This is a genomic window from Pedobacter sp. L105 (assembly GCF_009765875.1).
Lineage (GTDB): Bacteria > Bacteroidota > Bacteroidia > Sphingobacteriales > Sphingobacteriaceae > Pedobacter.
In genome coordinates this window covers 435,992-447,358 of the sequence record NZ_LMUP01000008.1, presented here as the reverse complement: position 1 = coordinate 447,358, position 11,367 = coordinate 435,992, and the positions used below count along the sequence as shown (strand labels likewise).

10 protein-coding genes are annotated in these 11,367 nt (G+C 37.1%); 4 read left to right on the top strand and 6 right to left on the bottom strand.

The genetic code is table 11. The features are described from left to right. Nucleotides 1-43: 43 nt before the first annotated feature. A complete protein-coding gene (locus tag GSQ84_RS17125) occupies nt 44-1,276 on the bottom strand; it encodes a glycosyltransferase family 4 protein (RefSeq protein ID WP_158798487.1) in 1,233 nt (410 codons plus the stop codon). 265 nt (nt 1,277-1,541) lie between these two features. Here GSQ84_RS17125 and GSQ84_RS17120 point away from each other — a divergent pair, with 265 nt between their 5' ends. Together GSQ84_RS17120 and GSQ84_RS17115 are read left to right on the top strand one after the other, a co-directional pair. Then, complete coding sequence (locus GSQ84_RS17120; protein ID WP_158798486.1) at nt 1,542-2,471, top strand: NAD(P)-dependent oxidoreductase; 930 nt, start codon at nt 1,542-1,544, stop codon at nt 2,469-2,471. A gap of 9 nt (nt 2,472-2,480) precedes the next feature. Continuing rightward, nucleotides 2,481-3,584 (top strand): glycosyltransferase family 4 protein, encoded by a 1,104-nt coding sequence (locus GSQ84_RS17115; protein ID WP_158798485.1) that lies wholly within the window; start codon nt 2,481-2,483, stop codon nt 3,582-3,584. A gap of 8 nt (nt 3,585-3,592) precedes the next feature. Here GSQ84_RS17115 and GSQ84_RS17110 read toward each other — a convergent pair whose 3' ends face one another. Beyond that, nucleotides 3,593-3,934, bottom strand: coding sequence for a helix-turn-helix domain-containing protein (locus GSQ84_RS17110; RefSeq protein ID WP_158798484.1), 342 nt, complete (start codon nt 3,932-3,934; stop codon nt 3,593-3,595). A 270-nt stretch (nt 3,935-4,204) separates the two neighbouring features. Next, nucleotides 4,205-5,356, bottom strand: a complete 1,152-nt coding sequence (locus tag GSQ84_RS17105; protein WP_158798483.1) for a glycosyltransferase family 1 protein — start codon at nt 5,354-5,356, stop codon at nt 4,205-4,207. Between the two features lie 216 nt (nt 5,357-5,572). Between GSQ84_RS17105 and GSQ84_RS17100 the strand changes: the two genes are divergently transcribed. After that, entirely contained in the window at nt 5,573-6,679 is a 1,107-nt protein-coding gene (locus GSQ84_RS17100) for an acyltransferase (protein WP_158798482.1), read from the top strand. 7 nt (nt 6,680-6,686) lie between these two features. Here the strand turns inward: GSQ84_RS17100 and GSQ84_RS17095 are convergent, their stop codons facing one another. From GSQ84_RS17095 to GSQ84_RS17085, 3 genes are read right to left on the bottom strand one after another with little or no spacing between them, the layout of a single operon-like run. After that, on the bottom strand, nt 6,687-7,397 hold the full coding sequence (locus GSQ84_RS17095; RefSeq protein ID WP_158798481.1) for a DapH/DapD/GlmU-related protein: 711 nt from the start codon (nt 7,395-7,397) through the stop codon (nt 6,687-6,689). Beyond that, entirely contained in the window at nt 7,387-8,775 is a 1,389-nt protein-coding gene (locus GSQ84_RS17090) for a hypothetical protein (protein ID WP_158798480.1), read from the bottom strand. Before GSQ84_RS17090 ends, GSQ84_RS17095 begins: the two co-directional genes overlap by 11 nt. Beyond that, entirely contained in the window at nt 8,772-9,719 is a 948-nt protein-coding gene (locus GSQ84_RS17085; RefSeq protein WP_158798479.1) for a glycosyltransferase family 2 protein, read from the bottom strand. Before GSQ84_RS17085 ends, GSQ84_RS17090 begins: the two co-directional genes overlap by 4 nt. Before the next feature lie 863 nt (nt 9,720-10,582). Between GSQ84_RS17085 and GSQ84_RS17080 the strand changes: the two genes are divergently transcribed. Next, a complete protein-coding gene (locus GSQ84_RS17080; RefSeq protein WP_158798478.1) occupies nt 10,583-11,332 on the top strand; it encodes a tyrosine-protein phosphatase in 750 nt (249 codons plus the stop codon). Nucleotides 11,333-11,367 lie beyond the last annotated feature (35 nt).

Here is an 11,367-nt window from a genome sequence, read left to right as displayed (position 1 = left end):
ACGCAAGTATAGGACAATAATCGCAGATGAAAGCAATTTTCTTTTACAGAGAGGGTATTAGCTGCTGTAAACCTTCAAAATGTTTTTCTGTATTGATCAGGGAGTGGATGTGTTTTTTAGCTTTTGCACCCATGATACTGATCGCTTTCTGGTCATTGAAAAGCTGTCTGATACGTTCAGCTAATTCCTGCGGATTGCCTGGTTCGAAGAGGTAACCTGTTTCTCCATTAATGACCATTTCCGGGATAGCACCAATGGAAGCGCCGATGACAGGTTTGGCCATTGCCATGGCTTCTACAACGGTAAAACCCAGTACCTCGTACCATTCTGATGGGCAAACCAGAAAGGCAGATCCGTTAATGGCCTCCAGTGTTTGTGTTTTCGTTTGTTTGCCTATAAATTCAACATTAGTTAAGTGGCTGGCAGCGGCATAATTTTTAAGTTCCTCTTCCTGTGTTCCTGTACCGATCAATTTAAGCCGGATATCTGGAAGGGTTTTCATCGCTTCCAGCAAAGTATGAGCCCCCTTTATTTTTTCAAGCCTCCCCACAAACACGATATATTTCTCAGTTGTAGGGGCAGTGACTGCCTGTACGGCTTCAACTTCCCCGTAATTGTAACCATGGTATAGCTGAACGAGTTTTTCGGGGAAAAAATTAAAGGATTTGAATTTTTCATATAAGAATACTGAAGGACACAGGTAATGGTCTACGTATTCATAATAATTGAGGTAACGGTGTGCATAATTCTCTGCCGCTGCCACGATACTGGCCGGAAGGGATCCCTTTTTACATTTGTTAGTTATACAATGATAAAAGGCACCCCCAAAGCATTTTTCGCAGATTTGACCATGGCTGATAAAAGTGCTTTCAGGACATATAGGTGTATATTCATGCAGGGTCCAGAGGATGGGTATACCTCTTTCTTTTAACGTTTTTAAAATGATGGGGGTAATATAATGGTGGATCACATTGATATGTGCCATATCAATTTTTACTTCATCCAGCAGGCGCTCCAGGTTTTGTTGTGCTTCGGTAGAATAAATACTCTTTTTTACTACTTTTAAACCTGCGCGGATGCTTTTTTTATCAATTTTCTTATAATCAATATTTTCGATGAAATAACGGGAGTAAGGGTCGGGAAAGTTCCGGTCATCCTTCATCGAAAAAGGAATGACGGTGTGTCCATTTTCCCGGTACAAACTGCTTACATGATCAACGTAGGTCCAGTCGCCACCACTCGGATACCATGTCCAGTTTGCTACAAGAATATTCATAAAGGGAGTAAATATTTATTAAATTTTTAAAAATGGCACAATTTTTATTCTTGTGTGGTTGAATTTAAGTTCCAAATATGCTTGTATTTAATCAATTAATCAGAGGAATAATAGGTATTAATACAGTTTTAATAAAGGTCAAATATCAAAAAACATTTTTGATTGAAGAAAAAAAAGCTATTTTTGGGGCTCACGATCAGGTTCAGACTATTGGGTTCGCCATTGAATCATGGTATTTGTTGATTCGAATGACTTTAATTTCGTAATGAAGAAAAAAATTTATATCGCTGGCGCAGGCGGAATGCTTGGTGAAGCTTTTTACCGTGTTTTTAAAGATGAGTATGATATCAAGTGTACAGATAAAGATGTAAATGAAAACTGGTTGAGTTTGCTGGACTTCCGCGATTTTGAGAACTACAAAGCGGATGTTTTTGCGTTTAAGCCTGATTATCTTTTTCACCTGGGTGCATATACGGATCTGGAATATTGTGAGCTGAACCTGGATGATACGTACCTGACCAATACTACAGCAGTTGAAAATGCTGTGCTGATTGCCAATGAGTTAGAGATTCCAATATTATATATTAGCACTGCCGGTATCTTTGACGGAACCAAAGATTTTTACGATGACTGGGATGAACCAAATCCACTGGGTCATTATGCGCGGTCAAAATATATGGGCGAGCGTTATGTGCGCGAGCATGCTGAAAGGTCAATTATCTGCCGTGCGGGCTGGATGATGGGCGGCGGACCAAAAAAAGACAAGAAATTTATCAATAAAATTATCAAACAACTGGCCTCGGGAACCCGCGACCTGCATATTGTAAATGATAAAGACGGTACCCCTACTTTTACCGTAGATTTTGCCAAAAATGTAAAACTGCTTTTCGAAAATGAATACTGGGGTTTATATAACCTGGTATGTAACGGAGAAACCAGCAGAAGGGAAGTTGCTGAGAAACTGGTTGAAATACTGGGTCTTACAGATGAAGTTACGTTCCATGAAGTTACTTCCGATTATTTCAAAGATACTTACTTTGCACCACGGCCACCCTCTGAACGTCTGATCAACAAAAAATTGGACTTAAGGAAGATCAACCTGATGCGCGACTGGAAAGTGGCACTTGATGAATACGTAAATGATTATTTCGGGGATTTTGTAAAAGAGAACTTCGCCGTTAAAGAAAACGTTTAAGTTTTATCTATGCGTATAGCCGCTTTCGGTTTCCGTACTATTCCTCCTGTTAAAGGTGCTGCAGGTGCGGATAAGTTTGCTATGGAGTTATTTCCCAGGTTAGTAGCCCGCGGACATCATGTTGTTGCTTATAACAGACAGTACCCTGATGTTTTTGTGGACGTTAAAGTCTACAAAGGTGTACAGATCAAAACTATTAAAACGATAAAACGTAGCGGATTCGATACATTGCTGCACTCTTTCAAATCTACCTGCGACATTATTTTTAGAAATACTGCTGATATTGTTCATATCCAGAACGGTGGAAACAGTATCTGGGCTTTACCTTTGCGCCTTTGCGGAAAGAAAGTGTTTATTAGTCAGGATGGAGTGGATTGGAAACGGGACAAATGGTCATGGTATGCGAAGCTTTATTTGCAGTTTTCAGCTTACATGACCGCCTATCTGCCCAATGAAGTTATATTTGATAATGTAATTGCGAGGAAGTTATTTGAAGACAGGTTTAATAAAAAATTTGCTTTCATCCCTTTTGGAAGCGAAATTCCCGCATGGCCTGAGGATAACAGTATCCTGACCAGGCTTAATTTGCAAAAAGAAGAATATTACCTGTTTGTAGGCCGGTTTATTCCTGATAAGGGCTTACATTATCTGATCCCTGGTTTTAACCAGGCTGTTACGTCTAAAAAGTTGGTATTAATAGGGGGCTCCCCGAATCCTTCGCCTTATGAACAGCAGCTGATTGATCTTTCTAATGGAAATGTTATTTTTCCTGGATTTGTATATGGCGATGAGGTAAATACCCTGATTAAAAATGCTTATTGTTATATCCAGCCGTCTGATGTTGAAGGATTATCCCCAATTGTATTAACCGTTATGGGCCTGGGAGTTCCGCTGATAGTAAGTGATATTGAAGAAAATGAGTATGCAGTGCTGGATACGGCCAGGAAATTCAGAAAAGGAAACATCGCCTCGCTTACCGAAGAAATCAACTTTGCGGAAGCTCATTATCCTGAAATGCAAAAATTAGCGGTCCTTGCTCAGGAGCGTGCTTTGAGCGTGTTTAATTGGGAAAATGTAGCAGACGAGCATGTAAGGATTTTTGCTGAGTCATAACAACGATCTCATATTTTAGGGACTTGATGCAACTGCTCATAAAGTTCAATTATTTTTAGGCGAAGACTATAGATCTTCTGATCCAGTTCCTTTAGTTCTTCATTGAGTTCCCTGATCTTCCAGGCTGTTTTTGCAGGTGTATATTCATCCCATTCTTCGAATAAAAATTTTCCTGGTGAAACTTTTAAGGCTGCGGATAGCTTTAATATAGTTGCTGCAGTAATGGGTGTTAACGCCTTCTCTATGGCACAAATTTTGGCACTGGATACTTTTACTGCCGCGGCCAGCTGCTTTTGGGTCATGCCTTTTTTAAGGCGCAACTCTTTTATAGTATTTCCTATTTGTTTCATGTATTGCGCTTTATGCATTGATGAAATTTCAATACCTGATGGTAGGCTTTTTCTACCTGACTGCTAATTTAAGTTGTTTTTGATTAATAATCTTCATTTTTAGAAATTTATATAAATAATATTTGTTTATTGGAAATAATAGTATGATTTGAGCTCATATTTTTATTATAAAAACTATCGATTTTAGCTTTTTAAGTCAATTATTATCGTTGTTTGGCTTTTTTATGTTAAAAGTCATTAGCGATCCTGATCTGAGGGACATTTCTGTGTCTAGGCAGTCTTTAGAGTCTTAAATAATTCAAGCAATTGTATGGCAGTTTTTTGCCAGGAAAAGTCTTTAAGCCTGATTTTTCCTTTTTGAATAAGCTCTTTTCTAAGGGTTTCATTTTCTATGACCATGATTATCTTAGTACAAATGTCTTCGGGATTAAATGGATCAAAAGTCAGTACAGCGTCTCCGCCTACTTCCGGCAGACAGGAATTATTAGCTACCAATACTGGTAGTTGATATTTAAATGCTTCCAATATGGGAATGCCAAATCCTTCATTTACTGAAGGAAATACATATAACAGCGCATGGTTATAAATGCTGGCCAGTTCATTATCACTTAAATAGCCTGTTAAAATAACTTCATCTTGAAGCTGTAAACTGGTAATTGCCTCCAGTATCAAATTATAGTCGTTACTATCTTTACTGGCGGATGATGGGCCAGCAAGCACCAATTTGATTTTGGTGCCTGTTTTATCCTTCAGCAGACGAAAAGCACGGATCAAAGCAGGAATATTTTTCCTTTTAAACATAGAACCCACATGAAGAATGTAATCTTTATCTTTTAGATTGAACCTTTCTGTAAAATGGTTCTCTAATAGCGGCTCCATGGTTTTTGGCCCTTCATAGATAACTTTTAATTTTTCAAGCGGGATGCTGGTATACCGATGGATCTGCTGTTGTGCATATAGTGTAGGCGTGACAATAAAAGCGGATCTTTTTGCAGCAGGAATAGCGGTAAGATGATAGAGTTTGAGCCAGAGTTTTCCATAATGTTCCGGATTTTCAAAGAAAAATGCATCATGAAATACAGGTACAGTCTGGTACCCCAGATGGAGGAGGGGAACAAAGTTGTCTGTACAAAATAGAATGTCACAATGATTGCGCCAGGCCTTATAAGGCAGGATCACCTGCTTCCATAAATGGTACCTGAAGTGTTCTGCATATTTATTTGTTGAACCTTTGCTGCTGGTACTATCATGCGAGCCGGAATCAAGAAAGTGGAAATGATAGTGTTCATTTTCCAGCAATTTGAATGCGCTGCAAAGTTCCGCTAGGTATGTTTTTGTTCCGGTTTTTGCCAGACTTAGATCCCGGATATCTATACCAATAATCAATGGGTTATTCATGCTGTCAGATATCCTTTTTTGCATTCGGTAAAAGTATTATTAAAATGCTATAAATAGGCGTACGCTGATGAAAAGTATTCTTTATAGTAAGCTTTTTTTGCTCCTCTTATATTTACTCCAGAAAGTTCAATTTTCAAAAAATACACATAACATGGAGGTATATTTGTTTTAAAATAAAAGATATAATTATTGTGTTATTTATTTTTTTTATATAGATTGTGTGTTTGATACTAATTTAATATGGATCTTACTGTAAATCAATATTTGAAAAACCGAGATAATAATTTCGATTTTATAAGGTTTTTAGCTGCTCTTGCTGTAATATTCTCACATTCCTTTGATGTAACGCCAGGGGTTAAGGAGCCCCTTGAAAGTTTTAGTCATGGTATATTTTCATTTGGCAGTATCTCGGTAGCAATTTTTTTCATAATTAGCGGAATGCTCATCTCAATGAGCTTTGACAGATCTGCAAGTTTTTTGAATTTTGCGAGATCACGGGTCCTCAGGATCTACCCTGCTTTAATAGTAACTATATTAGTAACAGTTTTTGTCATTGGTCCGTTTTTTACAAAGGTTTCAATGAGTGAATATATTCATAACTTAAATACCTTTCGCTACTTACGGAATATCCTGGCAGTGCATATATATTATCCTTTACCAGGACTATTTATCGGTAATCCTTTACATGGTATTGTAAATGCTAGTTTATGGAGTTTGCCACAAGAAATTGGTTGCTATTTCTTAGTAGCGGCATTTGGATTCTTGCTGACTAAGCGATATTTTCAATTTATTATTGTTGCCCTTATCACTATTCTTTTATATAGAAGTGTGCTGTTTTATGAACATGCGCAAAACGTTTTCTATTTTGGCTTAGGGTCATTAATTTATATTTTTCGGACAAGGATAACAGTAAATAAATTTTTTGCCTTTTTTGCGTTTGTTGCTTTGATAATGAACCTTTATTTTAACACGAATCAATTGTCTGCTTATATCATTACGGGGTTCTCTCTTGGGTACTTTCTGTTATTCATCGGTTTTGTGAAAACAACAAGCATCAAGAATTTTTCTAAACACGGAGATTTTTCTTATGGACTGTATATATATGCATTTCCAATTCAGCAAATTCTCTTTTTGGAATTACCGGAATTGAATGTTTATTCCCATTTTTTTATTGCTGCATCAATTACTATGGTATTCGCATATTTATCCTGGCATTTTATTGAAAGCCCTGCAATGAAATTGAAACGTCATTTAGTAATTGGTAAGTTCTCCCGGTTATCGCAATTGAAAGCTAAAAGATCGAAATTCAATTTCTTCACTAAAAAATTAAATTCTAGTTTAAAATAATTCGCTTTTAGGGTTTATTGAATGGGTTAGTTCTGGATTTAATTACTTTGGCTGGAACACCTGCTGCAATTGAATTCTCGGGAATTGATTTGTTAACTACACTGCCGGCAGCAATAACACAACCGTTACCGATAATTACTCCATCCAAAACAGTAACCCCGGCGCCGAGCCAGCAGTTATCCCCAATAACAACACCTATTCTGGATACTCCCTGTGCTTTAATGGTTTGTTCGGGATGTGAATAGTTATGGTTCTCTGAAAAGATCTTCACCTCTGGGCCAAAAATCACGTCTGTACCTATTTTTATCCCGCCCTGACCGGAAAAGTAAGCACGGGCGTTAATTCCCGTTCCCTGACCAATGGTAATTCCGGTTCCCTTCTGAGCGATGACGCCGGTACAAATTAGAATAGAGTCTCTTGCGATAGATACATTATCACCAATTACAATTCCATTTTCCGACAATGCATTGATATAAACATTATCTTCTATAATCATGTTTTTACCCGCGCTTAACTGATAGGCATGACTGATTTTGACACGGGAGCCAAGAAACAATAGCCCTGAAGAACTTTTAAGAAAGGGACGCAGGAAAAACCCCCTGCTGAGTTGAAGGAAACGCCGGCTGCTGATCATAAAAAGGTCCCTCAATGTATAGTTGCTTTCCCATTTGTAATTGGGATCGTTTTTTAGTTTCCGGATGATTTTTTCAATGTACATAACTCGCCTCCTTATTTTTGCTGTACTGCATGATCATACTGATCAGCAATCCGGAAAAAAACCAATTCATATAAGATATATAGGAGGAGGATTCTACTTCGGATGTGAGTAAAGGTATAAATATGGCCACTTTTACCAATAATACCATCATGCATACTTTTCTTTCCCTGCCTTTTAGTTTTGGGAGCCATCGGGTGGCAGTCCTTATAAAAGAAATATAGATGGCCAGATAACATAATAGGGCAAGTACCCCTGCCTGTACCCCAATAATAATAAACTGGTTTTCTCCTCCGGTAGTTTCGCCCAATGAACCACCTACCCTGCCTGATGTACCTAATCCAAGTCCGAATGGACTGCTGAGCATAGAAGTAACACCTTCTATCCATTCTACTACGTGTCCTACACTGGAGGGGTTACTGAAGTTTAAGGTGTTTACAATTACTTCCGCAATTCCATTTGCTTTGTCTTCGAAGCTGGTGATCACCCAGATGAAATAAAGTGCTACTGCTGCTAAGGCCAAATGAATAGTGTGGGTGATATATTTTTTTTTAGTCAGCAGTGCGTAGATGTAAATCACCAGGAAATAACTGGCAAATGGTGCCCTGGAAATGGCGAATACAATACATATAAAACTTGCGCCAAGAGCGAGGAGGCCGGTTAGGTCTGGCTTAAACTTGTTGTCATCCCTAGTGTATAATGCTGCAATAACAGCAAGTGCAATCAGGGTAGCTGCTGCATTCTCCAGGGGATTGGCGAAGAAGCTGGCAAAACGTTTAAATCCTCCTTCAGACTCAAAGGTCCAGCTTAGGCCATAGTTTCCGCTAGGTTCAAAGTTGAAAAAATAATAACTGTAATCAGCGTAGCCTGTTACGGTTTGCAGGTGTTGATTAAATGCTACTTCAAGGCAGATCACAGCTCCGGCGGCAATAGTGAGCAGCATGATATAATTAAAATATTTGTTGATGTAAATTTTAGTAGGATCGAAAAAACGACCGGCAAAATAAACCATTACAAAAAACGAGGTGCTTTTAAAGGCAATCAGACGGTCGAAAAAGGATTGTTCCCCAATAGGTAATATGGCATAAGCGAGGGTATAAGCAAAAAATATAAAAATGAGATAGTCGATCAGATGAAATCTGGGCCTTTTTCTTAGCGAAAGTATATTGATGGTAAGTACTGAAAGAATGATCAGTTCTTTGAAAAACTGAAAAGCCGGAATGATATCTTTCAGACCGAGAGTAAACGCAACAGACATTGCTGTTGTATACATGGAAAGTCCAAAAATAATGAAGAGCAGAAAACCCTGGGTATTTCCCTTTATAATCTCTCTGATAGCGATGATAAAAGAGCATAAAAAGATTAATGGAAAAATAATCATGGGTGAATTGTAGTGTTGCGGTTTAATTTTGGCCAAATTACCTTTTCTGATGTAAAAAAGCCGTCTTTTATGCCATTTATTAAAAATTTTGCTTTTTTACGTCTGCCCCTTAACATAAAATAACAAAGTAGCCCCAGATAATAAGGAGCATTAAAAAGTATCATGAAGGGATAAAAAAGAGGATTGCCAAAGCGCCCTAAAAACCAAATGTGGTTCCTGGAGACGTAATAATGAATAACAGGGCTAAGCGTACCTTCTTTTTCGCGGCTTGTCAATTGTCCGGAAGCCCCTGCTTCATGATAGACTGTTGCTGTAGGAAGATAGTGCAGCTCATGGCCTGCTGCCCGCAGTCTGAATGAAAGCTCTACATCTTCATAATAAAGAAAGAACTGTTTGTTAAATGCGCCTTCTTTTGCCAGTACACTATTTCTAACCAGCATGCAGCAGCCGGTTAGCCATTTTGCACGAATATATTTTACAGGATGGACGGCAGGTATTTTGCGTGCATAAATTTTACCGGTAACCGCGTTAAAGCAACCGTTTCCATTCCATAATTTTGTTTTATCATGCAGCCAGTAGATTGCTGGCTGTACAGCCGCTGCTTTTGGGTGTTCCTGCAAATGTTGTAAAAGCAATTTTACCAGGTCTTCTTCGGTTTCTGTATCATTGTTCAGGATCAGTGAGTACATGTATCCTTGGCTAATGCTATAATTTATAGCTCTGTTATTACCTTCGGCGAAGCCAAGATTGTATTCATTGTCCAGAAAGGTTAACTGAGGAAACTGACTTTTTAATTTTTGTAAAGATCCGTCGGTAGATCCATTATCTGCTATGATAATATCAAATAAGGAGTGGTCACCTACTGCCAGCAAGGAAGAGATGCAGTTGGAAGTATATAAAGGTGTGTTCCAGTTGAGCAGCAGGATAGCAACAGGTTTTTGCATTTTATCGCTAAGTTCTGCAAAATCTTTGAATTCACAACCTGGCTTTTAAAAGTTGTTGGGCCAGGGATGCGGGTGTACTCCCTTATAGTTTAAACTCTGAATAGATTAATTATGTAATTGTATAATTCATCAGTTTGTTGAATCAAAAACAGGGCAATATTTATAAAAATTAGGATTAATTATGTACTCTAGGTCAAATCCAGGAGCAAATCAGCTATAAATTGGAATTATTTATCTTAAATATCATTAGTGCTTAACGTATAAAACACACTAACTAATGTGTAAATGACTTATATTTAATTAGTTAAAAGGTATTTGTTTGATAAAGCCCTCAGTAATACAGATAGTGTGGAATGACTTTGGTATTATAATTGTTAGTGAAACTGCAAATTGGCAGGATATCCGGCTGAAATTGAGGGTGTATTTTAATTAATTAAATATATTTTATGTATATATTAATTAATAATTTAGTAATTATATCTTTGGTTCAGTCCTTAATTGCAAATGGAGGCGTGTTTATTTGAATTTTTTATTTTAAAAAAGACAAAAAATGATTCGGATTACTCTGAATTTAATTTGGATATTTTGATAATGTAACGAATTTGATATACTTTTACCCTAAAAATTGCGTTTTACAGATATTAAGCGTTGAATTTTAAGAAAAGAGTGTGTAAGTAAGGAGGAAATACCTTTAAATAATTGTTTTTACGAGATTTAACAGAAAGGTAATCAAAAAATAATGCCATAAGAGGTTTTAGTGTTTGATTGAAGTGCAGAAAAATACTTTATTTTAGTAAAACACAGTTAATGATAAATGGGATATTGAAATTAGTGAATTTCAATTTTACTTAATAATTATATTGATGTTCTCTTTTTTTAATAAGAAAAATAATATAAGCGATATAGAATGGTTGGGAGTAGATGTACATTCTCATCTTTTACCTGGTATAGATGATGGTGCTCAAAATATGATGCAATCATTAAACTATATCCATCAATTACAAGAACTTGGTTTCTCCAGGTTAATCTGTACGCCACATATTTATAGTGATGTTTATCCTAATACCAAAGAGACAATTTTACCTGTACTGGCTGAAGTAAGATTAGGTGTAAAGAAAGCAGGATGGAGTATAGAAATTGACGCTGCTGCTGAATATATGGCAGATGGTAGCTTTACAGCCGTTGAAGATTTACTTACACTTCCTCAAATGCATATCCTGATAGAGATGTCTTATCTTTCAGAAACTCCTAATATCGATGAGATAATTTTTGACCTCCAGATTAGAGGGTATAAAGTGATTCTTGCACATCCGGAAAGGTATAATTATTATCATGGGAATATCCAACGTTATCAGCGGTTTAAAGAAATTGGCTGTGGTTTGCAGCTTAATCTGTTGGCAATACTCGGTTATTATGGTAAAAGGGTGAAGGTTGCTGCAGAAGAAATTCTAAAAGAAAAATTATATGAATTTGCAGGTACCGATCTGCATCATGAAAAGCATATGATAAACTTGACCGCTGCAATAAGAAATGGCACATTATACAAAATGCTGGGGAAATATGAATTCAGAAATAATGAAGTATTTTCTTTGCCCGGTAAAATTGTGATATAAGGGCCTTGCTAAAAGGTTTTAAATAAAAATAATAA

What these genes read in the sequence shown, in the direction of transcription:
- GSQ84_RS17085 (WP_158798479.1), bottom strand. Translation starts at nt 9,719, where the DNA reads ATGCAAAAACCTGTTGCTATCCTGCTGCTCAACTGGAACACACCTTTA.
- GSQ84_RS17110 (WP_158798484.1), bottom strand. Translation starts at nt 3,934, where the DNA reads ATGAAACAAATAGGAAATACTATAAAAGAGTTGCGCCTTAAAAAAGGC.
- GSQ84_RS17080 (WP_158798478.1), top strand. Translation starts at nt 10,583, where the DNA reads ATGTTCTCTTTTTTTAATAAGAAAAATAATATAAGCGATATAGAATGG.
- GSQ84_RS17090 (WP_158798480.1), bottom strand. Translation starts at nt 8,775, where the DNA reads ATGATTATTTTTCCATTAATCTTTTTATGCTCTTTTATCATCGCTATC.
- GSQ84_RS17115 (WP_158798485.1), top strand. Translation starts at nt 2,481, where the DNA reads ATGCGTATAGCCGCTTTCGGTTTCCGTACTATTCCTCCTGTTAAAGGT.
- GSQ84_RS17125 (WP_158798487.1), bottom strand. Translation starts at nt 1,276, where the DNA reads ATGAATATTCTTGTAGCAAACTGGACATGGTATCCGAGTGGTGGCGAC.
- GSQ84_RS17095 (WP_158798481.1), bottom strand. Translation starts at nt 7,397, where the DNA reads ATGTACATTGAAAAAATCATCCGGAAACTAAAAAACGATCCCAATTAC.
- GSQ84_RS17120 (WP_158798486.1), top strand. Translation starts at nt 1,542, where the DNA reads ATGAAGAAAAAAATTTATATCGCTGGCGCAGGCGGAATGCTTGGTGAA.
- GSQ84_RS17100 (WP_158798482.1), top strand. Translation starts at nt 5,573, where the DNA reads ATGGATCTTACTGTAAATCAATATTTGAAAAACCGAGATAATAATTTC.
- GSQ84_RS17105 (WP_158798483.1), bottom strand. Translation starts at nt 5,356, where the DNA reads ATGCAAAAAAGGATATCTGACAGCATGAATAACCCATTGATTATTGGT.